20 protein-coding genes are annotated in these 25,642 nt (G+C 34.9%); 13 read left to right on the forward strand and 7 right to left on the reverse strand.

Features of this window, described 5'->3' with window-relative positions:
* Positions 1 to 2 precede the first annotated feature (2 nt).
* Together DYR29_RS08575 and DYR29_RS08580 are read right to left on the reverse strand one after the other, a co-directional pair.
* The gene (locus DYR29_RS08575; RefSeq protein ID WP_213280142.1) at positions 3 to 1,190 is read right to left on the reverse strand and encodes a restriction endonuclease subunit S; all 1,188 of its coding nucleotides are present in this window, start codon (positions 1,188 to 1,190) and stop codon (positions 3 to 5) included.
* Positions 1,191 to 1,236: 46 nt separating this feature from the next.
* A complete protein-coding gene (locus DYR29_RS08580; RefSeq protein ID WP_213280143.1) occupies positions 1,237 to 2,796 on the reverse strand; it encodes a type I restriction-modification system subunit M in 1,560 nt (519 codons plus the stop codon).
* A gap of 425 nt (positions 2,797 to 3,221) precedes the next feature.
* On the opposite strand from DYR29_RS08580, the gene DYR29_RS08585 reads away from it, so the two are divergent.
* The 12 genes from DYR29_RS08585 (at position 3,222) to DYR29_RS08640 (ending at position 20,255) form a co-directional block, all read left to right on the forward strand.
* Positions 3,222 to 3,719 carry a hypothetical protein gene (locus DYR29_RS08585; RefSeq protein WP_213280144.1) on the forward strand — a complete coding sequence of 166 codons (498 nt, stop codon included), beginning with the start codon at positions 3,222 to 3,224 and terminating at the stop codon, positions 3,717 to 3,719.
* 853 nt (positions 3,720 to 4,572) lie between these two features.
* Positions 4,573 to 6,216, forward strand: coding sequence for a T9SS type A sorting domain-containing protein (locus tag DYR29_RS08590; protein ID WP_213280145.1), 1,644 nt, complete (start codon positions 4,573 to 4,575; stop codon positions 6,214 to 6,216).
* 11 nt (positions 6,217 to 6,227) lie between these two features.
* Complete coding sequence (locus DYR29_RS08595; RefSeq protein WP_213280146.1) at positions 6,228 to 9,041, forward strand: hypothetical protein; 2,814 nt, start codon at positions 6,228 to 6,230, stop codon at positions 9,039 to 9,041.
* Positions 9,042 to 9,046: 5 nt separating this feature from the next.
* Positions 9,047 to 12,706 carry a DUF6443 domain-containing protein gene (locus DYR29_RS08600; RefSeq protein ID WP_249413655.1) on the forward strand — a complete coding sequence of 1,220 codons (3,660 nt, stop codon included), beginning with the start codon at positions 9,047 to 9,049 and terminating at the stop codon, positions 12,704 to 12,706.
* 3 nt (positions 12,707 to 12,709) lie between these two features.
* Positions 12,710 to 13,129 carry a hypothetical protein gene (locus DYR29_RS08605; protein WP_213280147.1) on the forward strand — a complete coding sequence of 140 codons (420 nt, stop codon included), beginning with the start codon at positions 12,710 to 12,712 and terminating at the stop codon, positions 13,127 to 13,129.
* Positions 13,130 to 13,230: 101 nt separating this feature from the next.
* Entirely contained in the window at positions 13,231 to 14,301 is a 1,071-nt protein-coding gene (locus DYR29_RS08610) for an RHS repeat-associated core domain-containing protein (protein ID WP_213280148.1), read from the forward strand.
* Entirely contained in the window at positions 14,301 to 14,729 is a 429-nt protein-coding gene (locus DYR29_RS08615; RefSeq protein WP_213280149.1) for a hypothetical protein, read from the forward strand. Before DYR29_RS08610 ends, DYR29_RS08615 begins: the two co-directional genes overlap by 1 nt.
* A 118-nt stretch (positions 14,730 to 14,847) precedes the next feature.
* Positions 14,848 to 15,903: an RHS repeat domain-containing protein gene (locus tag DYR29_RS08620; RefSeq protein ID WP_213280150.1), complete on the forward strand. Its 1,056-nt coding sequence runs from the start codon at positions 14,848 to 14,850 to the stop codon at positions 15,901 to 15,903.
* A gap of 4 nt (positions 15,904 to 15,907) precedes the next feature.
* Positions 15,908 to 16,615 carry a hypothetical protein gene (locus tag DYR29_RS08625; RefSeq protein ID WP_213280151.1) on the forward strand — a complete coding sequence of 236 codons (708 nt, stop codon included), beginning with the start codon at positions 15,908 to 15,910 and terminating at the stop codon, positions 16,613 to 16,615.
* Between the two features lie 364 nt (positions 16,616 to 16,979).
* On the forward strand, positions 16,980 to 18,026 hold the full coding sequence (locus DYR29_RS22975) for an RHS repeat-associated core domain-containing protein (protein ID WP_342213465.1): 1,047 nt from the start codon (positions 16,980 to 16,982) through the stop codon (positions 18,024 to 18,026).
* Positions 18,004 to 18,669, forward strand: coding sequence for a hypothetical protein (locus DYR29_RS08635; RefSeq protein ID WP_047378365.1), 666 nt, complete (start codon positions 18,004 to 18,006; stop codon positions 18,667 to 18,669). Before DYR29_RS22975 ends, DYR29_RS08635 begins: the two co-directional genes overlap by 23 nt.
* Positions 18,670 to 19,112: 443 nt before the next feature.
* Complete coding sequence (locus DYR29_RS08640) at positions 19,113 to 20,255, forward strand: 1-acyl-sn-glycerol-3-phosphate acyltransferase (RefSeq protein ID WP_213280152.1); 1,143 nt, start codon at positions 19,113 to 19,115, stop codon at positions 20,253 to 20,255.
* Between the two features lie 134 nt (positions 20,256 to 20,389).
* Here DYR29_RS08640 and DYR29_RS08645 read toward each other — a convergent pair whose 3' ends face one another.
* Entirely contained in the window at positions 20,390 to 21,439 is a 1,050-nt protein-coding gene (locus DYR29_RS08645) for an alpha/beta fold hydrolase (RefSeq protein WP_213280153.1), read from the reverse strand.
* A 226-nt stretch (positions 21,440 to 21,665) separates the two neighbouring features.
* On the opposite strand from DYR29_RS08645, the gene DYR29_RS08650 reads away from it, so the two are divergent.
* Positions 21,666 to 22,211, forward strand: a complete 546-nt coding sequence (locus DYR29_RS08650) for a membrane lipoprotein lipid attachment site-containing protein (protein ID WP_213280154.1) — start codon at positions 21,666 to 21,668, stop codon at positions 22,209 to 22,211.
* A gap of 18 nt (positions 22,212 to 22,229) precedes the next feature.
* Here DYR29_RS08650 and DYR29_RS08655 read toward each other — a convergent pair whose 3' ends face one another.
* From DYR29_RS08655 to DYR29_RS08670, 4 genes are all read right to left on the reverse strand, one after another.
* Positions 22,230 to 22,634, reverse strand: coding sequence for a DUF3592 domain-containing protein (locus DYR29_RS08655; RefSeq protein WP_249413656.1), 405 nt, complete (start codon positions 22,632 to 22,634; stop codon positions 22,230 to 22,232).
* Positions 22,635 to 22,942: 308 nt separating this feature from the next.
* A complete protein-coding gene (locus tag DYR29_RS08660) occupies positions 22,943 to 23,365 on the reverse strand; it encodes a GNAT family N-acetyltransferase (RefSeq protein WP_213280156.1) in 423 nt (140 codons plus the stop codon).
* Between the two features lie 59 nt (positions 23,366 to 23,424).
* Positions 23,425 to 24,003, reverse strand: a complete 579-nt coding sequence (locus DYR29_RS08665) for a Crp/Fnr family transcriptional regulator (RefSeq protein ID WP_213280157.1) — start codon at positions 24,001 to 24,003, stop codon at positions 23,425 to 23,427.
* Between the two features lie 88 nt (positions 24,004 to 24,091).
* The gene (locus DYR29_RS08670; RefSeq protein WP_213280158.1) at positions 24,092 to 25,579 is read right to left on the reverse strand and encodes a serine hydrolase; all 1,488 of its coding nucleotides are present in this window, start codon (positions 25,577 to 25,579) and stop codon (positions 24,092 to 24,094) included.
* Positions 25,580 to 25,642: the final 63 nt, after the last annotated feature.

Below are 25,642 nucleotides of genomic sequence, written 5' to 3' on the forward strand. Positions count from 1 at the left end.
TACTATACAAGCATTTGTTGTAAGAGATATTTCTTCTGTCTTTCAAGCTGTTCTAAAATTGCTTTTTCAGTTTGGATTTTTGAATCGATTTTGAATAAAAAAGATGCTATTTGTTTTTGTTCACCTATACAAGGAATACTAATTTTAATATCAAAAAAATCAGATATTCCTACATTTAAAAGACCGTGATTTCGAGCGCCTTCTTGTGCTATCTTTTCAATTTCAATATTTTGAATACCTGATTCAAAATATTGCTCCATGAAATCTATACTTACTGATTCATTAAACCTAAAACAAATGTATAATGTTGAAACAATTCCTTTTTCATACATTTTTAGTCTTTTTATAGCTCCCATTGGATATCCGTTTGAATAGCTTTTGTTATATGCAAAGTCATTTTGTATGAGAAGATAATATCCTAAAACATTTTTCGAAGAAACTGACTTATTAAAGAAATCGAGCTGACTTATTAATCCCAACTGAGCTGATATTGTCAATACATTTTGATTATTCTCAGAATTTTTCTGAGTTATTCTTTTTGAAATATCACTCAATTTGTATATTTCCCATTCGGAAAATTTATTCCCAAAATCATCTTTAAACCTTAGTTTCTGTTTAAATATGTCGTTTCTGAGTTTTTGAATTAAGGATTGATAATGTAATAGTATTTTGTTTTGGGTTATAATTCTTTCGTCAATAAGTGATAAAAATGAAGCAATTTTCTTTTGTTCAAGAACTACCGGGAAATATATTTTCATTCCTGAAATCATATCCATTCTAACCGAATCGACTGAATTTTTTGCGGATAATTTTCTTATTCTATCATAGAACTTTTCAGAAAACAAATGATATATGTATTTACCATTATACTCTTCTTTAAAATTTCTTAATGCATACACTCTCTGATGAAAATCAAATTTTCCATCAATGTAATGGAAGTTTTTTCCGACCCCAACACCATCCCCCGATGTAAGAATAGCCTCACCATCATATGAATAACTATCAATTCTTTCGACTGTATTCGATCGAACAAAAAATGGATACTCCCCATCAGAAATTTTATTCTGCGTATCCTTGTTTCCTGTTTTAATTTCACATACTTCTCCCAACTTCTTTACTTCCCACTCTCCCTCAAACCCTGGAAATCTCAAATTAGGAACGTTACTCACTTTTAATTTCTTATTTGTCATCTTGATAATTTAAACTTCGTTATTATAAACATTAAGGATTAAAGAATTAAAAAACCAATCCTAGTTCTTTAAAATAAACATCAATTTCTTTATCAAGTTCAGCACGTCTAACTTCCAAAGATTTAATTTCTTGCATTACAGCCTGAATATCAACTTCTTCTTCAGCTTCAAAACTATCTACATACCGGGGTATATTTAGATTATAATCATTTTCTGCAACTTCTTGCAAAGTTGCTAAATGACTATATTTCTCAATTTCAGTTCTATTTCGATAGGTATTTACAATTTTATCAATATGCTCCTGTCGTAACATATTTTGATTTTTCACCTTTTCAAATTCTTTACTTGCATCAATAAATAAAATATCATTAGGAATTTCACGACATTTCTTAAAGACCAAAATACAGGTTGGAATACTTGTCCCATAGAAAATATTTGCAGGCAAACCTATTACAGCATCCAGATAGTTTTTCTGATCAATAAGATATTTTCGTATATGTAATTCCGCTGCTCCTCGGAATAGAACACCATGAGGTAAAACAATTGCCATTGTCCCATTTTCCGCTAAATGATAAATCATATGCTGAACAAACGCAAAATCTGCTTTACTGGCAGGAGCTAATTTTCCATATTGACTGAAACGGTCATCATTCAAAAATAATGGATTTGCACTCCAATTAGCTGAAAATGGTGGATTAGCAACAATAGCTTCAAAAGGCATATCGTTCAAGTGTTGTGGATGCTCTAGAGTATCTTCCTGCTTGATATCAAATTTAAGATAATGAACACCATGAAGTATCATGTTCATTCGGGCAAGATTATAGGTAGTACGATTCATTTCTTGTCCGTAAAAATTATTGACATCTTTTACTTCTCTTGCAACACGGAGTAATAAAGATCCCGATCCGCATGTGGGATCATAAACAGATTTTAATCTATTTTTTCCTGTCGTAACAATTTTTGCCAAAATTTTAGAAACCTCTTGAGGAGTATAGAACTCTCCTGCTTTTTTTCCAGCACCACTAGCAAACTGACCAATCAAATATTCATAAGCATCTCCTAATACATCGAGCTCTGTATGCTCTAGTTTAAAATCAATTTCATCAAGATGTACTAATACCTTTACGATAATAGCATTTCTTGCTTCTGCAGTTTTTCCAAGTTTTGTACTATTGAGGTCCATATCTTCAAAAAGATTATCAAAGTCCTCTTCACTTTGGGTTCCCATTGTACTTAATTGGATATTGGTTAAGATTTTTTGTAAATCTTCCAATATAAAAGTATCATAATCACTACTTCCTCGTTTTGCAATCTCACTAAATAGCTCAGAAGGCTTTAGAAAATAACCTAACGTTTCTAATGCTTCCTCTTTAACTGCATCGATATATTCTTTTCCTTCCTGAGTATTTTCTTTTATATCTCTAAACTGAATATTATCTTGTTTCAATATTGAATTAGCATAAATCTCCATTTTTTCAGCCAAATATTTGTAGAAAATAAATCCTAAAATATAATCTCTGAATTCATCTGCATTCATCTTTCCCCTTAGTGTATTAGCAATATTCCAAAGTTGCTGTTCTAATATTTTTTTTTGTTCTTCTGACATTCCAATTATTTAATTAGGGATTATTTTTCTTTAAGAAAGCACTAAAATACTAAAGTTTTTGAATCATCTTTATCTTGCATATACAATATAAATTTATAATTATAAAATTATTTTATTTATTTTTCTATTACTAGTCGGGTTAGGAAAGTAGGACGAGACTCAACATTTTGACTATATACAAAATAATAATCAATATTCAATTCATAAAGTTTCATCTTTTCTTATACATTGAAACTACTACCCTCTCCTATTTCATCATTTCCTTCATTACACACTCTTTTTTCCTTCAAAAAACCATAAAAAACAAACACTATTATCCGGTTTTCATTATCTGATGAATGCCTGCTAAAAAATTCACACTACATTGATTTTTTATACATTGTACTGCTTATATTTGATCAGAATAACACAAAAAACACAAAATCATGGCACTAGACAATTTAATCAGTATAAGTTTTACCGCTGAAGAGCTTAGCAACCTTGATCAGGCATTACAAACTATTGAAACGGTTTTATCAGGAAAGACTATCAACCTGACTCCCGAAGAAAGACAACAGTATGGAAGTATTGCAGAACAGAACAAACTCTTCGTGAATAAAGCCAAAATCTACATGGAGCAATATCCCCAGCATGTTCCGAATTTCTTAGATAAAGCGGAATTCGATAAGGATTATCTGGGAAGAGAACAGGTAGAACAACGTCTGCAAATAATGAGTTCATTAACAGAACAGCTGTCTGATACTAAAGTTTTGCTGGATCATGATAACTATCACAACGCCATCACCTTCTATAGAAACATGAAATTCCTTTCAGGAGAAAATGTCCCGGGTACCAATGTTATTTATGAAGACATGAAACAGTTTTTTGTGACAACAGGGGCTTCAACCCCTCCGGCAGCTCCCTCTGATGACGTAAAGAACTGATAACAATCGGTTGAACAAGTATCAATAGGCGGTTCTGAAGTTCAAACACCTATTTCAATAAGTATCAATACCCCCTTCCCTAAGGGGGTATTATCATTTAAAAACTGCCTGCAGACAATAAGTAAAGTGTCTTCAGTTTATTCTGAAATACCTAGAGACACTTAACCAACTTGTTGCCGTTATTTCAAGACCGGTTTCCGATATATTAACCACGTGTTTCAGGGGCTTATTGATGCCGCTATTGACACTTACGAGATATCAACAGTCACTTTTATAAATGTTTGGAATGACATGTGTTAATGGCTGAAAATATTTTTGAGTGGTTAGGGATTATGGTCGGAACAGGTTTGCAGAACATTACGTTTTTCCGTAAGCAAAAAATAGAAATCTTTATTATCATTGCTTCATCTGATCATAATATATGTAAAGATCAATCATTATGAAAACATGTACCCTTTTAAATAACACGACAGATTCTGTCGCTTCAAAGAAATATTTTTGTATTAAATCAAAGTCATATTCGGAAATACATGTTAAAAAGTGTTAAATTTATCGGATTTTATAAATCAGCCAAATGATGGCTAAAAAAACAATAACTATGAAATTTTTATTCCATTACATTCATTCAGCGGATATTCTTCAGCTACTTTTAAAACATTTAAAATCAATTTAATGTGTACAAATTTTCATGCATATGAAATACAATATTTTTTTTCTACAAAGAATATTATTTTGAATAGTTTTGAAATATGTTACAATATAAACCAATTTGATTATCAGAGATCTATCACCAGATAATCAGATTTAACCATGATTTATCATTACAAACAATGTTAACTTAAAAAACACGGGAATGAAAAAAATCTCTCTCAGTGCATTTATCTTATGTACAGCCCTGGGTATCCATGCCCAGGAAGTGGTATGGCAGAAAGACATTAAATCCTCAACTCAGGATTTTTTGAGTCAGGTTATCACAACCATCGATCAGCAATATTTGATCACCGGAAGTTCTATACAGTCAGGAAGCGGGAAGCTGGAGGCGGGAAGCAAGCAGAACAACGGTTATGATTTTCATCTTATCAAACTGAACCAGCAGGGTGAAGAAGTCTGGGAAAAATATTTTTCAGGACAAAACCATGATTATCTGTCAGCAACTGTTACCACACAGGATGGAGGATTTTTATTAGCCGGAACTTCTTATTCAGGAAAAGGACTGGATAAAAAAGATGATTCTAAAGGAGGATCAGACATCTGGCTGATCAGAATCAATGAATTTGGTGACGAATTATGGCAAAAAACTTTAGGAAGTTCTTCCGATGAAGAAGCCAGAGCTGTGATCCAGACTACAGATCTGGGATTCTTTGTTGCCGGATCTTTCGTCTCCGCCCAGAATTCCAAAATGAAAGGTTACGGCTCCAAAGATGTCTTAATTACCAGAATCGATAAAAACGGAAAAGAACTCTCCCAATTAATTCTAGGCGGAAAAGGCTTAGACGAAGTAGAGAAGATGATTCCAACGAGAGATGGCGGAGCATTATTGGGAATTTATTCGAGGAGTTCCGAGGTTCGCGTTTCGGGATCTGAAAAGGGTTCCGAGATTCGAGATGCGGGTTCTGTGTCAGACGTTAAAAACCCGAACCCCGTATCCCGAACCCCAAAACAAACTGAAAACTTTGGTGAGGGTGACTACTGGATTGTCAAGTTGGACAAAAACGGGAAAGTAGAATGGGAAAAGAACTTTGGAGGAAAGGGAGATGATCATATCAGAACTCTGGCTTTAACTTCAACCGGCTTTATCATCGGCGGAGAATCAAGATCCGAAAGATCAGGCAATAAAACGGCAGGTCTGGAAGAAGGAACAGACCTTTGGCTGATTTCTTTAAATGAAAGAGGTGATGAACAGTGGCAGAAATCCTATAATTTCAAAAACAGAGATGTACTGATGGGAATGAGCGTTCTTCATTCTGCGGATGACAAATCTTCAAAAGGTATTTTATTGGGAGGTTATACCCAGGCAGAAGGAAGAATACAAACCAATGATGAAACTTTCTGGATGCTGTATTTGGATCAGAATGGAAATGAACAGTGGAGAAAACATGTAAAAGGAGAATCCAGCAAGAAGGAAGAGAGACTTTCTGATTTAAAACTGAACAGAGACGGTTCTATTGTTCTTGCAGGAACCAGTGCAGAAGAACTGGGTAAAGAAAACTGGAAGATTGTAAAACTGGGAGACAAACAGGTTGATCAGTTAATTGAAAAATATGACATTAAAATCTATCCAAATCCTGTTTCGGATTATGCTTACGTAGAAATGGGCTTTGATTTCAAAGAGGCTGATATTCTGCTCTATGATATGAGCGGAAGACAGCTTCAGAGCTTAAAAACAAAGAACAGAGTGACGAAGATTAATACACGGGCTTTGGTTCAGGGAGCTTATCTGGTGACTATAAAAACTGATAACAATAAAACGGCGAATGCTAAATTAATTAAAAAGTAAAATTAAAAATTATGAAAAAATTACTATTAAGTACTGTTTCACTTGCTGCTTTATTAGGAAATATCGATGTTTCGGGACAGGAGAAAATAGGACTTCAGAAATATGATTATGTAACCAATGGGGATGCCAATATATATCAGGGAATCCCTAATATATCGTTGCCATTATTTAACGTGGAAGTTCCTACGACAGGAATTAGTATTAATCTGGATTTAAACTATACTTCAGAAAGCGCTTCAGCCTTCAATATGATTAGTGATGTCGGGAAAGGATGGAATTTATCTACTATGGGGAGCATAGTGAGAAATAAAACCAGAATAGACAGTGATTATTATACTTCAACTACAGCAAATGAAGCGTGGTCAGATGTTTATGTTTACAATTATCCTGGAGGGAGTGGGAAGTTTTATATAGGAATGGATAAGACTACCCAGCAATTGATAGGAGTTCATACCGTACCTGCTAATGATAAAATAATAGTAACCAAAGATACTTCCAAGCCTAATAAGATATTATCCTTTACTATTATTGACAATAAAGGAAATCGTTATCTGTTTGATAAAACTAATATCAATAAAATGTACATAGGAGATGGTACAAGCACCTCTCCTTCTCAATATAAGTTTATTAACAGCGGATTCTTTTTGTCAAAAATTGTAAATATTAAAAATGAAGAAATGGTTAATATTGAATACATAACAGCGACACAAGCCATTACAAGCCCTGCTGGTACTTTACAGAATCAGAAAATTAAAAAAGTAACTATTAATAAAGTTGGAAGTATAGAATATGATTATCTTGACAACGGAACACCTACCAACCTTAATTCCGGACGTGATGCAGACTGGTATACGCTTAAAAAAGTCATGCTAAAAAATACCCGGAATGAGATTATTAATCAATATCTATTCACTAAGCTTAGCTACCTCAAAGAACTTAGTAATCTGGATAAAAATGGAACATCTATCCAGAAATTTTCTTTTGAATATAAAAACGAAAATCAGTCCAATACCGATATGTATATCGATCAATACGGGTATCCTTCACATTTTGAAGCCTGTAATTTGGATAGTGGGGAGTTGAGATCCCCCTATACAACGGACCGTAATTCTGCAAGTAATGGGGCATTACAACGAATAATTCTGCCTACTGGTGGAATTACCGAATATGAATTTGAACCTCATTCAATGGTTGATTATACAACAAATCAAGGAAATTGCACAGCTTCTGAATGTTATTTTAACAATTATGATTTTGATAAAATCTATACTTTAAATTTTGATACCCAAATAAACAGTCAATATACTGTCAATTTACCTTCAGGATACCAGAATAAGTTATTTGTAAAATACAATTACACCTTGCATCCTGCACCTCCTGGCAATCCAGGCAGTTCTACTGTTATCCAGTATAAAATTGGAGGCAATATAGGAGATAAACTTTTAAACCCACTCATCCAACAGGAATGTATTCAAGATATCAGGTTATTTACAAATCTTTCCGGACCACTTAATTTTACCTTTTCCGGCTTGAAGAAAGGATATGGTACAGTGGATATTTATGCAGCCAAACAGCAGAAAAGGGATAAAAATATTTATGGGTACGGATTGAGAATAAAGAGTATTAAAAATTTTAATCCTGGTGAAATAATTCCAGTCAGTTATACCCGTTATGAATATGATACTTTCAATGATCCATTATTAACAAGTGGCACTGGGCTGGACTCTTCAGATGAAATATCATTTATCGATAGCAGCCCTAAAGCAAGCATTCCTGTAGGGTATACCAATGTTAAGATGACTAATATGATTGACGGAAGCTATTCAAAATATTATTTTACATCTCCTTTGGAATTTATCAACATACCGTCTACCTTTTTTGGCTCTGATGACAAGGATATGAAAAATTATCTCCGCACTATGGGGCTTTTACAAAAAAGAGAAGATTACGGATCTGGAAATCAGTTATTACAGAAGTCCGAATTTCAATATGAATATAAGGGTATTCCATTGGCAAATGTCAATTTTCAGGGAAACGCTGTAAAGAAAATCAACATTTCAAAGCAGTCTTCTTTTATGGAAACTTATGTTTCCGGAACATCCAAAAAGCTAAGTAGCAGCTCAGAAAGTATTTTTGATGACACCTACAATTATGTGACTTCATCAAAAGAAACGTCAGCGGATGGAACTACTGTAGAGAAAACATTACTATATCCTAATGAGAAAGGAATTCAAAAACTCCTTACAGCTAACATGGTTGATGTTCTTTTAGAAACAACCATCAAAAAAAATGGAAAATTGATAGGAAAAGCAGAGACAAAATTTGATGATGCTTCACATCTGTATCCTACATCTGTACTCAGCTATAACATGCAGACACAGGCACCCGTAATGGTTACAAAGCTTGATATTTATGATAATAAAGGAAACCTGGTGCAAACTACAGCAAAAAATGGAATTCTAACCACTACGGTTTGGGGATATTATCAAACCAAGCCTATTGCTGTGATTACAGGTATAGGATATGCTCAGATTGGATCGCTACCTGTGGTAGCAGCTGCTGTTGCAGCATCTAATTCAGATTTTGATGACCCTTCCACAGAACCGGCTCTTATATTGGCGTTGGAAAATTTAAGAAAAGATCCAGCTCTTGCCGGATATTCTGTTTCCGCAACCACTTATGATCCTTTGGTAGGCGTTACAAATTCTATTTCTGCAAACGGAATCAGAGCAGTGAATATCTATGATACTGCCAACAGACTGATCAAAGTAACTAATGCTTCGGGTGAGACATTGCAGGAATATCAGTATAACTATAAACACTAATTATCATGAAAAAAAACAGAAAGGTAAATTCCTTGTTTTTTCCCATAAATATAAACCCAAAGGGAAAGGATTTCTCATTATTTATTCTTTTCATTTCATGTTTTGTTTTTGCACAGAACAATCTCAGTACTTCCAGGAATTATATTTATACAAAAAACTGTCTGGACGCCAACTGTATAAAAAAGACAGAAACTGTACAGTATTTTGACGGGCTTGGCAGACCGGTTCAGACAGTTGCTATCAAAGCAACACCACAGGAGAAAGACTTTGTTACCCCGATCGAATATAATGCTTTAGGGAAGCAGATAAAAGATTATCTTCCGATTCCTCAAAGTACCGCAGGCGGAACATTTTATGATACGCCGTTGAATAATGCTTCAACCGTATATGGAAATGAAAAAATTTATGCAGAGAAGATCTATGATAATGTATATACAAACCGTATCAAACAGGCGGTTTCCGTAGGACAGGCATGGGCTCAAAAACCTGTTACTATGGGCTATGATACAAATGCTGATGGGGAAGTAAAAAAATATACAATTACAACAGCATGGAAGGAAGGTAGAACGGATTCCGGGATTACATTATCAGGATCATATGCCGCTAACCAATTAATGAAAACATCGGTTACTGATGAAGATCTGAATAGCACTACACAATTTCAAAATGGTGAAGGGCAAACGATTTTAGTACGTAAAAATGATGGAACAAAGGATATTGACACCTATTATCTCTACAACGAATATGGACAACTGGTGTATGTGTTACCTCCTCTGGCCGTAGGAACTACAGCACCAGATGAAACAGTATTGAATGACCTTTGCTATCAGTACCGTTATGATGGATTGGGAAGAGTAGTAGAAAAGAAACTACCGGGAAAAGGTTGGGAATTTAGTATCTATGATAAGGCAGATCAGCTAATTCTTACCCAGGATGCCAGGATGAGACCATCAGGAAAATGGATGATGACCAAGTATGACGCATTGGGTAGAATTGTCTATACGGGAACGTTCAGTTCTGCTGACACCAGAAATACCATACAAAGTCAGATTGGTGATCTTGTTATCTATGATAGTAGAAACTCCACAGGTATTGTAAGAAATGGAATGACACTTTATTACACCAATTCATATTTTAACGTTGAAACCCTTCTTTCTGTTAATTATTATGATACTTATCCGCAATATAGCTTTAATCCTTCTTTTCCTGCATCAATCCTAGGGCAGCAGGTAATCACAGATATCCGTAATGCTTCTGTTAATACTCAGGCTATGCCTACCATGAGCCTTGTGAAAAATATAGAAGATGACAACTGGACTAAGTCTTATATCTATTATGATGCAAAAGGAAGAGCAATTGGCTCCCATTCTATCAATCATTTAGGTGGATACACCAGAACCGAATCTGAACTGGATTTTTCAGGCGTGGCAAAATACACTAAGGCCTATCATAAAAGACTCAGTACGGATACAGAGAAAGTGATTTCCCAGAACTTTGAGTATGACAACCAGAACCGTCTGAAAAAACACACGCATCAGGTAGACAGCGGTACTGTAGAAATACTGTCAGAAAATACATATAACGAATTGTCTCAGCTTTCCCAAAAAAAGGTCGGAAACGGACTTCAGACTATCGATTATAAATATAACATCCGTGGTGCTCTTATCAGGATCAATGATCCGGTCAATTTGGGTAATAAGCTTTTTGGATATGAGGTAAGATATCAGAATCCTGAATATGCTAATGTAGCTCCGGGAAAAAGCAATGGTAATATTTCTGAAGTAGACTGGAAAGCAGCCTCAGACGGTATCCTTAAAAGATATTCCTATATCTATGATCCTATCAACCGCCTTAAAGATGCCATCTATTCTGAGCCTGGTTCAACAATTCCCCATAATAACAAGTATAACGAACATATAACGTATGATTTGAACGGAAATATCAGGACTCTGAAAAGAAATGCCTATGCTGTCTCTGGAACAGCTGTTACAATGGTGGATGACCTGGTGTACCAATATACAGGAAACCGATTGAATAAAGTGATAGAGAATGCTTTGAATGATACCGGGTATGAAGGAGGAAATAATACCATTGACTATGATGCCAACGGTAATATGACAACAATGCTGGATAAAGGCATACAGTCAATCAGTTATAATTTTCTGGATCTGCCGGATATGTTTACCATCTCACAGACGATATTGGGATCTACAATGAACAGCAATCTCGGGTATCTGTACCGCGCTGATGGTACTAAAATGAGGAAAACCCATACTAGCTGGAACAGTGGCAGAGGGAGTACTGTGACCAACCAAATAACGGATTATCTGGACGGCTTTCAGTATGAGTTTGTAGATATGGGAGGTCTTGAACCTTGTCTCACCTGTAAGACAACCTCAGCTTTTGAAGAACAGGCATACAGAGGAGTAGAAATTATCGAACCACAAACACCGGAATGGAAACTGGATTTTGCAGCCACTTCAGAAGGGTTTTACAGTTTCAAAGAAAACCGCTATATTTACCAGTATCGTGACCATTTAGGAAATGTAAGGGTAAGTTTTGCCCGAAACAGCGAAGGTGCTCCTGAAATTTTAGATACCAATAACTATTATCCTTTCGGTCTGAACCATATCGAAGGAGCGTTTGGTATGGCAAGCTTTGGAAATTGGAGCAGTTATAAATTTGGGGGTAAAGAACTTCAGGAAACAGGAATGTTTGATTTCGGAGCCAGGTTTTATATGCCTGATCTTGGCAGATGGGGCGTTGTAGATCCTTTTGCAGAACAGTACCGAAGACTAACCCCTTATAATTATGCAGCAAACAACCCGATTATGTTTATAGATCCTGACGGAAGAAAGATCAAAGCTCCCAATAGTGAGAGTAATGGAATGGCAGGGTATCAGCCAAGTGGAGGCATGCTTAATTATATAGGACCTGGTGATAGCAATACTATTTCAGCTTTTATTGGTGCAGGTGATGGAATGGGGAGTTTTTTTGCCATGGCTGATAGTGGCGGAGGTAGAGCTTCTACTTTTGGACAAACACAAATGTACAATGATATAATGGCTTATTTTGCAGAAAGCTCTCCTTCTTTTCAATTTGATAAAGCTGCAGAAAAATTTTACAAGGAGAATTATCCCGAATTTTATGATTTTGTAATGAATATTTTGCCTAAAATTACTAATGATACAAAGTTTATGAATATTTTGAGTAATACATCTGGATTTTCTATTGAAGAATTAAATAAAATGTTTAAAAGTGATACAAATTTTGCATTAATGGGTTTTAAGGACGGTACTTCATTTTCAATTGCAGATTATCCTTATGGATCAAATCCAAAAGCCCCCATAAATTTGATAAGGATGGATATGAATACACTCGAGTGGTTTAAAACAGCAAACAAGGATACTAAAACCATGGGGGGGATTACCAACATCGTTCAGATGATAGGTTTTATAAGTCATGAAATTAATCATTGGGGAGTATCAGCAGGAACAGATTCTTCATTTAGGAGAAGTAATCTAGCAGGAGACCCGGGTGATTATTTTGAAAAAAAACTTATCAATAGTTACCAAAAAATTGGAGATCCAGGTAATCCATCAGATGCTTTTAATACATATATAAAGCAAAATTATAAAATTTTATACAACATTTTTAATAAATAAATTATGAAAAAAGCCATATTAATATTTATAGTGTTTTTGTGTATTGCTCCATTTTCTAACATAAAATCACAATATAAAGGTTTAAATTCTTTTTTTGAAAGTGATAATACACTATATCCTTTAAGCAGTTTTATAAATAGTAACAAAATAATAATTGTAGATCAAAATAATAAGATATTTCCTACTGAAAAAGAATTTAAATATCAAGCAGAATCAGGAGAACAAACGATCAAAATTATTAATACCATACCTAAAGAAAAAAATTACTTGCTGTTAGGAGATTATATTGTTAATGAAGATTTAGCAGTTATTTCTTTTGTAAATTCAACTAAAAAGAAATACATTATATTTACTTTTAAACGAATTCCTAAGTATAAAGAGTGGTGGACTATACTAAGTGCATCTGAAGAAGAAATCAATTAAATATTATTATGTCATTCTGATAAGTTGGCTTTATAATCCGATTAAAAATAATCCCCTTGTAAGAGATAATGTTCTAAAGATGTTGGTAATAAAATAGAGTATTGATTTTCAATACTCTATTTTTAAAAATACTAGTAAATTACCAGTATAACGGGAAAGAACTACAAAAGGAAACCGGCTGGAATGATTACGGTGTTAGAATGTACATGGCTGACATCGGACGATGGGGAATAATTGACTCACTGGCTGAAACAAACAGAAGATTTTCACCTTATGCCTATGCTTTAATCTCATCAGCTTTTATAGACCCTGACGGAAGAAAGATCAAGGCTCCTAATAGTGAGAGCAGTGGAATGGCAGGGTATCAGCCAAGTGGAGGCATGCTTAATTATATAGGACCCGGTGATAGTAGTACTATTTCAGCTTTTATTGGTGCAGGTGATGGAATGGGAAGATTTTTTGCCATGGCTGATGGCGGCGGCGGTCCTCCTAAAAGCAATACAGGTCCCGGAGTTATAGAAAGATTTATAAGTTGGCTTTTTGGAGGGAAGAAAAAAGCAGGAAGGCTAGAAGTTGGGCAAATAGAGAGGGTTTCAATGAGTTATGGACAAACAGCATTGTTTGGACTTATCAGAAATGCTAATGTAAACGCCAATGGTGAAAGCCCATTAGAACAATATAGAACATGGAGAGATTATCCTCTCTATAACGAAGGTGAAAACTGGCTGGACAGATTTGCCAGAAATGTGAACAGTTCCCATATGGAGATACTACAAGATGAAGGAAGCGGTGGCGGATTGATGTTTGGTGGTTATGGAAGGACTATAGCTGCTGCCGAAGAGGTTTCTATGATGTCAAAGATTGCTGCCGAAGCAGAAGCTCAAGGTTTCAAAAGTCTTAATTCTGGAATAGATCCGGCTATAACAGCAAAATATTTAGAACAAATGATGAATGGTACATTTAATAAACCTGTTGGAGTAGCTGGATTTAGATGGGAAGGGAAATTTTATTTAAATGATGGTAACCATAGAATGAGTTCTGCTATTCAATATAAAATACTAACAGGTGACTATAAGTATATGGATATACTTATGAACAATGCAAAATGGGATAACGCAAATCCTGTTAATTATGGAAAAATATATAAATTCCCTGTAAAACCAACAAGATAATGAACAGAGTATCTATAATAAATTCAAAAGAATTACAAACCTTAAAGGATATGAATGAGTATGTTTTCGTTAATTTCGCTTATGATAATGCTCTAAAAATAAGTTATTTTTACGATGAAATTAGGAAGAATGAAAAAATTAAGTTAATTAATTTATTTAATCAATTAACAGGTATTGAAATTAGAGTAGATGATACCTTAGGTAAATTACACATAATTTTACTAAAATTATTAATCGATGGAAAAAAAGATAATATCGTTATTAGCAATGTTGGTTTCCATATGATATCATTTGAGTTTTTGATTGATAATTTGAAAAAAATCTTTGAACATCTAAAAGAATTAGTAAATAAAAATGTAATCATAGTTGACTGTAATCTTAATAATCCTGAGGATATTAAATATTTAGAGCAATATTTCAAAGTTTAAACTCCGGAGGTTCGATTTTTAGCTCGTTCCATTGAATATATACCCCTACCGCATTACGGTGGTGCGAGCGTTTCACTCGTGCCATAATTATCCGTTTGGACTCAACCATATTTCAGGAATGTTAGGAATATCCGGTTTCGGAAGTTACTATTCTTACAAATATAATGGTAAAGAGCTTCAGGAAACAGGAATGTTTGATTTCGGGACCAGGTTTTATATACCAGATCTTGGCAGATGGGGAGTGATAGATCCTTTGGCAGAACAGTACCGAAGACTAACCCCTTATAATTATGCGGCAAACAACCCTATTATGTTCATCGATCCTGACGGAAGAAAGATCAAAGCTCCCAATAGTGAGAGCAGTGGAATGGCAGGGTATCAGCCAAGTGGAGGCATGCTTAATTATATAGGACCTGGCGATAGCAGCACTATTTCAGCTTTTATTGGCGCAGGTGATGGAATGGGGAGGTTTTTTGCTATGGCTGATAGTGGTGGAGGCGGTGAACCATCCTCTGGAGGGTTATCGTTTACAAGTATGGGGGCGATTACTTTTGCTCAATCATATTTTGGAAGTGGAGGAAGTATTGGAGCCTTGTTTTCTATGGTTGAGCAATTAAAAAAAGCAGGCTGGAGTGATCCTGTGAATACGATTGCAAGTTTTGAAGATTGGAATAAAATAATAAAAACAGATGAAATTTCAGGTCTTATCTCTAAACTATATTCTGTAGGAGGTTATAAACCAGGGGATAGAGGAATTAAATTTATAGAAACTAAAAACTTTCTTTTCCATGGAAAATCTAATGGTTTTGACATTTTGGTAAACCTAGGTAAATCTCCAAGCGTGTTAGAGTATTCATTTATTATTGGTCACGAAGTAGGTCATTCTATAACTCATTACTTTAGAGATATATTCTTCGATACTATTAAATCCAATAAGAATAGCCCAACTGCTCGTGATGCTTTTAGCTACTTTTCGGAGTATATCTCCTACTCTTGGGAATCAAGAATAGGAAATCAAAACATAAAAGATCCGTTAGATTATACATATAGTAAGCATGGTGCGAAACAAATACCAGATATTTTTCGTTATCCAGAAGCTGCTATTAATAAATTTAACAATAACTTCAATATTATTATGAAAGCATATCTAAATTGGAATAATAGTATAAAATAGAAAAATGAAAAAATATTTAGGATTATTAAGCTTACTAGTTAGTTTTGTTCTTCAATCACAAATCAAGATTAACTATACCATTAAATCTCATGTAGAAACATATCAATTAACATTAAAAATTGATGTAGTTAATCTTACCGATGATAATTATTTACTTCCCTTTGATGTAAATGGATTTAAAGGATATTATGATTCAGAATACTGCGGTGTTTACAATGAAAAAGACTATCCTTACAATTTTTTTGCTCCCACAATAATGATAAATAGGGATTATGATCAAAATTATCTCTATCCTGAATCTTCAAGAGGGCATTCAGATAGAGAATCGAAAGAAAACATAAAAACATTACAGGTAGTCGCAGATAAAGAATTTCATAAAATTAATAAATGGAAAAAAAAGCATCATTTTAATTCTTATGAGCATGCTTTTAAAAATTATTACATAACAAATAACTTATTAATACTGAAGCCTCATGAAAAATATAGTTATGAAATTTCTGTAGATTTAAGTAACTTATTTAGAACAAATACTTCTTTTTTATATGATGCCTATTTTCTGGAATTTTCTAGATATAACCTAGGGTTGCATCTTTGTATTACAGATGATGCATATCAATGGCTAACAAAAGAGCAGAAAAAGAAATTTGAAAAATATAAATTCTTTTTAGGAACGATTAAAAGTAATAGTATTTCGTTTGAAGCTTATAAATAACAAATATTTCACTACTATTTAAATAAAGCCATTACAAGATTAGTGGGTAATGTTCCAAACATGTTGCTAATAAAATAGAGTATTGAAAATCAATACTCTATTTTTAAAAACATTAGTAAAAATGTAAAGTTGAGTTAATATTGTGGATAGCAAGAGCAGAAGAAAAGAGAAAATAGGTCATTTAAAATATTGAAGATCATACAAGGTGTTTCAGAAGTGTTGGTAAAAGATAGAATATTTTACCATATACATACCATTTGGGATATGTACGCCTCAGTTATTTTAAAATACCAATGGCAGCACAGAAGCTCTTGAAGAAAACAATTATTATCCTTTTGGATTAAAGCATTGGGGATATAATAATGTGGGAGGAAACCCATCTTATAATTATCAATACAACGGTAAGGAATTACAAAAGGAAACCGGCTGGAATGATTACGGGGCCAGGATGTATATGCCGGATTTGGGAAGATGGGGAACCACAGATCCATTAGCGGAAGCATTTAGGAGATTTAGCCCTTATCACTATGGAGCTGATAATCCTGTGATGTTTACAGATCCGGATGGGATGAGAAATAAACCATATGATGGAGGGTTAGAAATTAGTGTACCTGATGGCTCATGGTGGTTTGCAGGAGGAAGTGGAAATTTCACCTCAGGATATATAGAGAATAACTGGATTGGTAAACGAACCGGTGGGGGATCTACAGCAACTAACATCATCCTGAATTTTTTAAGGGGAGATGCTGGGCATGTTGGTAATTTCGTTAATAGCGATTTTGAAAAAAACGGTTGGCATGTAATTGATGCTTCAAGCTTAAAAGATGCTTTGGAAAAATTAATAGCATATCTGGGACAAAATCTTGCCGACAACATTTTTATTAATGCACATGGTTTACAAAGTCTACGTTATGTATTTGATGAAAAAGGAGAAGTAATTCCTGATTCAAATTCTGAGACGGGATATAGAATGACAGGAGATACAGGCTTTTATACAAATCTTAAAACTGAAAAAATCCTAGGGAGTCATATGCAACAGTATACATCTGATAAAAGTAAATTGGCTGCGGAAACAAGAAACAGTATAGAAAGTCTCATCGGGATTGCCAAATATGTTAAGGATGGCAAAAATCTGATTATGGGATCATGTTTGTCCGTGAGATATGATGATCTTTTTGGTACAGGAATTTCCTCAATTGCTACATCAAGAGATGTTTTTGTGAATAGAGACTATTCAAGTAACTATATTGCTAAAGGTCAAAAAAATATTCCATTTCAAAATTTTATAAATTATAATCAAACTTCTGAGGAAAGATATCTCAAGGGTTGGGTTTGGTATAGAGATGGAGTAGCTACTCAAAGAAATTTTAATATTATAATGACAAAATATGGAGTTAAAACAATTAAATAAAATAATAATATTGGTGGTCTTTACTATCAGTGTAAATGCCTTCTCTCAATTGAAAATGATTGATATAGAAAATAAAAAATTTTCTATTAATTCAAAAACACAAAAACAAAATCTTATAAAAATATCTGATGATAACAACTATAGTATTTATTATATATTAAATAGAAAAGATTTTCATTTAAAAAAAGAATTAGGAACTAATGGCATTGCAAAGATTATCTTCTTTTCTAAAAAATATAATAAAGGTATACTTGCTAATTTTGAACAGATGATATTTCATACCAAAACAAATGTCTATAATTTCAGTTTGCGTACCGGTTCTCACGATAACTATATGTTTGTTTCTTCAATGGCTATACTAGATAAAGATTTCAATTACGAGTATTTTATAAAATATCATTACATGCCACTACCACCACCAAAAAATGAAATTTATAAAGCGTGGATTACCATACAAGACACTCGAAATTTTTGTAATGTAACAGACATTGATCTAAAAGGAAATATTGTTTACGAAAATATAGATGATATTTTAAGTAATATTTCAAAGGTTCCTAAAGAGAATATCTCTGAAAAAAAATGTAATCCTGTAATTTATGATATTGATCTAAAAGATTTTTTTCCTGAAAAGATTATCAAATAAATTTTTAACTAGAAATATTATCCACAAAACCATTGCAATAGCAATGGTTTTTGAATTATCTAGATATTTCAAATATGCAATTTCTATTTATTAGCGGAACTTAAGAAATAAAAATTTTAATAAATGTATCAAAAACAGGTAATCTATAGGATTACCTGTTTTTATTTTTCCTAGTAAAAATGCTTAAGATAATTTAAATATGAATGTGGCAGATCTGTTGGTGGAAATGCTGGATTATAAAATACAGAAGAACAAGTTGTAAAAAATCTATTTTTGGAGCAGAATTGAATGTAAATATTAGAAATATAATTACGATTTTCTTTTACAATTGACACATTATTCCCTAACTCCTAAGCCCTTCATAATACTTTAACAAGCATTATACCCATTCCCCAGATAAATTTTCGTTCTTTTGCAAAAAGTTTTAATTTTTAAATAATCGCATGTCGAAGTTTGATGAAATACGGTATTTTCATGATCATGAAGTGAATGAAAGATTGCAGAGTGTAGCCCGTGATCCTATGATGAAAGCACTGATGAACTTTACTTTTCCCGGTGTGGATGAGCAGGTCTGGCTGGAACAGTTTAAAGAGATCCACTCTATAAGTGATTTTCAGCATCATTTTGTAGCGCATACCGTTCGTCAGATCCTTGCGAAAAGTTCTGAAGGATTAACGACCTCAGGCTTCGATAAACTGGATAAAAACACTCCATACCTTTACATTTCAAATCACAGAGATATTGTACTGGATACTTCCCTGCTTAATCTGGCTCTTCTGGAAAGCGGCCATATTATGACTGCTTCAGCCATTGGGGATAATCTTGTGAAAAGAAACTTCTTGAATGTATTGGCTAAGCTGAACCGTAACTTTTTGGTTCAAAGAGGACTGTCGCTTCGTGATCAGCTTAAAAGTTCACAAACGATGTCTGAGTATATTGATCATCAATTGCATCACGAAAACCGCTCTGTATGGATCGCCCAGCGTGAAGGCCGTACCAAAGACGGTAATGATGCCACTCAACAAGGGGTTTTAAAAATGCTTGCTATGGCATCAGGAGATCAGTCAGTGATAGAGTATTTTAAAACCTTAAAGATTGTTCCTGTATCTATTTCTTACGAATATGATCCTACGGATTCTTTGAAAATGCCTCAGCTTCTGGCACAGCACAGGGATGAGGAATACATCAAAGGTAAAAATGAAGACTTTACCACCATGCTCAGCGGAATATTAGGGCAAAAGAAACGAATTCATCTGCATGCCGGTAATGTTATTGACACAGAACTGGATGAAATTGCCACTACGATTGAGAATAAAAACAAACAATTGCAGGCCGTTGCACAGGTGATTGACCATTCTATCATTAAGAATTATAAGCTTTGGCCGACAAAATATATTGCCTACGATCTGATTCATCATACAGATACCTATGCTTCACAATATACTGAACAGGAGAAACAGTTGTTTATCCGAAGACTTGAGATGCGTATAGACCCGTCAGATCTCGTTTCTAAGGAGTATTTCCTGGCGATGTATGCCAATCCTTTAGTGAATAAACTGAAGCTTGAAGAAGGTTTTGAAGGATAGTTTACGATAAGAAAGAGACCGTCTCATAAGCTAAATCATTTGACTGCCATTTTACGAAGGAAGAATTTTATTAATGAGATTCTTCCTTCGTCAGAATGACACTTTAGAGAAAGTCTCTTAAATCCAACAGATTTTTATTTAGACTGTGACATAGAGTCTGCTTCTATAATGGCATCTGCAAATGCTTTTGGAGCTTCCTGTGGTAAATTGTGTCCAATTCCTCCTGTCAGGGTATGATGGGCATATTTTCCTGTATATCTGGAAGCGTAACTTTCCGGGGCAGGAAACGCCGCTCCGTTGGCATCACCTTCCAGGGTCACTGTTGGGACTGTAATGGAAGGAGATTTTGCCAGTTTAGCTTCAAGCGCATCATATTGTTTTTCTCCTTTCGCCAATCCCAGGCGCCAGCGGTAATTGTGGATCACAATATCAACATGGTCAGGGTTATTGAATGCTGCGGCAGAGCGTTCGTAGGTCTGGTCATCAAAAGCCCATTTTGGTGAAGCCGTTTTCCAGATCAGTTTATTAAATGCTGCTGTATTGGCTTTATACCCCTTGTACCCTCTTTCAGTTGAAAAATAATACTGATACCACCATAAAAATTCAGCATTTGGAGGGAGAGGTTTTTCGTTGGCCTTTGGACTTCCAATTAAATATCCGCTTACGGCAACCAGACCTGTACAACGTTCTGGCCACAATGCCGCCATAATATCCGCTGTTCTTGCTCCCCAGTCAAAACCGCCAATGATCGCTTTATCAATTTTCAGGGCATCCATAAAAGCAATGATATCCAATGCAACAGCACTCTGCTGACCGTTTCGTTTTGTATTGGGTGAAACAAAGGTCGTTGTGCCGTAGCCTCTTAAATAAGGGACCAAAACACGGTACCCTTTTTCAGCAAGGATAGCTGAAGATTGTTCAAAACTGTGGATATCATAGGGCCATCCATGAAGAAGAATGACAGGTTTCCCATTTTCAGGCCCTACTTCTGCATAACCTACATCCAGCAGCCCTGCTCGGATTTTCTTTGTATTCTGGAAAGCTGATCTGACAGCTGTATTTTCTGAATCTTTCCCGCCAGTGGTATAAGTCTGTGCTTTAAGAGACCATAATCCCATTCCTATAAAAATGACTAGGGATAAAACAGCCTGTATTTTTTTACTGAAGTTCAATGTAGTATTCATAATCGTGATGTTTTGTGATAGTAAAATTATGATATAACAGAGCCAGGAATAAGTGTAAATACTTTGAACAGGCCATATTGAACGTTGAATGCTGATTTTCGGGCGGTAAACCGGACAGCAGAATACATAAAGATGTCTAGCATTAGTATTAAATATGCAAAACATAATTCATCTTCAGGCAGTTTTCCCAAAAACATTATCTTCGTACCTGAAAAAAATTGACAAAATGAAGAAAATAATATTTCTGGCTTCGGCTGTCCTTGTTCTCAATTCATGTGTGGTAAGAACGGCTACAAAAGTAGTATCGGGAGCTGTAAGCTTAAGTTATAAAGCCGTAAAAGGAACGGTAAACGGAATCAGCTGGGCGGTAAGCAAAGCGAAGGGGAAAATTGATGAAGACCGTCTTGACGGAACCTGGAAAGTGGTAGGGGTTTACCGCGGTTCTTTCGAGGATTTTTCAAAAGATCAGAACCCTGACGGCTCATTCACTTCAGAATGTACGGAAGGTTTTGATCAAATTATTTTTAAGGCTAAAAAGTCTAAATTCAAACCGGTACACTGCAGTTCACAGGATGAAGACTGGGTAAAATATTCTTTGGAGTTTGGAAAAAATCCTTCAACAAAAGAAAAGGAGAATTATATAGAATACAATTCCAACAATTATATCTCTGTCATAGATGCCAATAATAAAACTATGATTCTGGAAGGAAACCTGATGCCTAAGCTGGCATTTTCCGGAGCTAAGCTTTATCTTCTGGAAAAAGTAAAATAGAAATAAGGAAGGAAGAGGTTATTTTAAAAACTGGGCTGCAATAAAATAACCTCCTCCTATCACCAGTAATGGCAATGCAATAGAAATCAATATTAAAGGCCAGGCAAAAATTCTGAAATACGTATATAATTCTACGGAAGAAGGGTCATCCGGATCATAGATAACGGTCTCCGTCTCTCCTACTGACCAGGCTGAAGGATTGGTACCTTCCGGCAGTTCGTAGGTATATTCAATATTATTCCGGGTACGAAAGGTAAAGAGGGGGCTAAATACTTCCCCATCCGAATCATATACCCGTAATGAGGTAACGGTTGCCGTTGACCTTTCTGCTTTCTTTAAGAATGAAAGGGTATTTCTGAAACTCAGCAATGCTGCAACAAACAGCACTATTCCTGCACCGAGAATTAAATAATATTGCCACATAACTTTCTTTTTATTTCTGATCATACCTATTGTATCCTGAAAACAAACTTTTATATACTTTACTTATTTTCAGATTGATACCCGAATATACAAAGATTTATCACAGCATGAATAGTTATTTGGTTTCTATCTCCACAATTTTACGCTCCCCGATCTCCAAAATAATGAAGAACCCGTATTTCATAGGCTCTACAGTCATCATCTGCATTGGTAAATATCACAATTCCCTTTCCTGAATCGGGTAATATAATGACAATGCACCTGCTCTCATTTATTTTGAAAGCAGGGATTTTCTGTTTATTTTGCGGCTATAGCTGCATGTGCAGGACAGGATATTCTTTACCTTCTCCATCCAGTTCGGATCTCTTCAGTATATTGAATCCCATATGTTTGTAAAAACCAACAGCCTGGGTATTTTGTTCATTCACATCCACTTTGGTTACCTGTAAATGAGATATTGCATATTCAATTAATTTTTTTCCTATTCCGGTACTCCGATAATTGTTGCCAACAAACAACATTTCAAGGTTTCCTTCTGCAACACCTGCAAACCCAACTAAAATACCTTCTTGCTCAAACCCCGACAGGATGACATGCCGGAAATAGACAGGAAGCTGTTTTTTATAGTATGCCAAGTCTTCTTCTTTAAGAAAATCATGGGTATTCACCACTGCACTCTCCCAGATCTCAATCAAACGTGGATAATCTGTTACCGTAATTTCTCTGATCATAATTGTAAATTTAGAATCACAAAGGTCAGAACTTATTCATCTAAAACACTGAACCCAGGTTAAAAAATGCGTTTACGAATTCTGCTCAGCGCTTGTGGTGTGATCCCCAGATAAGAGGCAATATCTTTTAAGGGCATATAATTTAAAGTGACACCATATTCATCCATCATCTGGAGATAATACTGTTCGGGGGAATACTTAATCAGGTCGATATTTCTATTCAGTATTTTATTAAGTAATATCGCCGTGAGGTCATCAAAAACTGTCTTTAATCCGGGAATAGCAGAATATAATTCGGCGGCCTTTTTCTTGTCTATCCTATAGATAACGCTGTCTACAATAGTCTGCACATTAAAAGCAGATTTTTCCTGTAATGTGAATGAGATATTCGACAGTGAAAAAGTCCCCTTCTTACAAAACCAAAACGTTTGCTCATCTCCTTTGTGATTAATGATCCAGCAACGCAATAGGCCCTCAAAAACAAAATAACTGTACTTTTCTGTTTCTCCTTCTTTGATCAGAAATGTATTTTTCCTGACAGAGATCTGTTCAAAGTATTGATCAAATAACGCAGATTCTTCCCAACTAAAGATATGGGGGTCTACGTCAAACTCTTCAAGTAATTTTTCTAAAAGCATATCATAGAAATTATTTACACATCCGGTGTTTCCAATCTTTCAAAGATACGCAATGCTCATTGCCGGAATAGCTTTTTTACTGATATAATCATTTAGTTTCTATCTTAATAATTTTCTGTCCCTGCTCTCCTAAGTAATGAAGGACCAGTTTTTCATAGACTTTATAGCCATCATCTACATTAGTAAATATCACAATTCCTTTTCCTGAATTGGGCAGTACAATAGCAATGCATCTTGTTCCCTGATCTGCTCCGCCATGTGATAAAGCATATTCACCATTTCCCAGATCGTAGATTTCAAGTCCTAACCCGAAATATTTACCTTCTTTTACGTTGACCTGTTTTTGAGTCATTTCCTGAAAGACTTCCGGCTTCAGATTTTTTCCTTTCATAACGCTGATCATAAAGTTTCCGTAATCTTCTATAGTGGTGTGCAGATCATCGGCAGCATTTGCGGTTTTAATTTTTTCTATGGGATATGCATTTCCCTTTTCATTGTATCCTGTTACAAATCTTGACTCATCTGTATTCTGATCCCAGATATAGTTTGTATTACGCATTTTGAGAGGCTGGAAAATAAGTTCTTTCGCAAGCTGGTCCAGTGATTTCCCAAACTTCTTTTCCAGTGCTTTTCTAAGGTATTCAAAACCTTCTCCTGAATATTGATACTTTGTGCCCGGATCAAACTGAAAGTTGAGTTTTTTATCTGTATTCATCCATCTCCAGTTAGGAAAACCGGTCTGGTGGCTCAGGATCATCCTGGTTGTTATCTTTTTATGCCTTGCATCATTCGCAATGTCCGGATCTGTCCAGTAAGCATCTAAAGGTTCATCCAGTTTCCATTTTCCTAAACTTACCAGGCGTAAGGCTACCATTGCCGTAACTGGTTTGGTGAGAGAGGCAACATTAAAATAAGCATTGAGGGGAACTGAAATTCCTGTTTTGGTATCTCCAAAAACTTTTACCTTCTGCAGTTTCCCACCTTCAATAATTCCTAATCCCAAAGTAGGAATATTATTTTCTTTCAGCCAGCTTTGCATCGACTGATCGTTATCAAACATTGTTTCACTATCAGTAGTCTGCTTCGGATGGTGATCAAAGCTTAATGAATTTTTAAGCTTCCATTCAGCATTTTCCAGGATCCAGAGATGAGTAAATTTTGCTTCCCCGACTAATTTCTCAGCCTGATCTCCTATTTTTTCATAAAACAGATGATCTCCATTCTGAATGGCAGCATATATTTTCCCCTCTTTATACATGGGATAAATCTCAGTACTTTTATCAACCAGGACTCTTTTAAGCTGATAGGTTTCCGGAGATTTACACAATCCGTTTTTAAAATCAATGATGAATTTCTTTTTATCTTCAAAACCGCCTTTATCGTGATAAAATTCAAACCCGTCGCTTAACATGCTTTCCATCTTTCCGATGTTACAGGTATTGTACCCTGCTGAAAAAAACAGGCTGTCTTTTGATATAATTGTCTTGTAGAGAGGATCTGTTTTTTCTGTCTGCGCATGAACGATACTCATAATCAGAATAAGAAAAGGAAGGATAAGCTGTGCCGATTTTGTCATTGTTATTTTTTTGACAAAGATTCAATTTCATTTTGTTTTTCAAATAAAAATGAACCCGACAAT

The organism is Chryseobacterium indologenes, assembly GCF_018362995.1.
Taxonomy (GTDB): Bacteria; Bacteroidota; Bacteroidia; order Flavobacteriales; family Weeksellaceae; genus Chryseobacterium; species Chryseobacterium indologenes_G.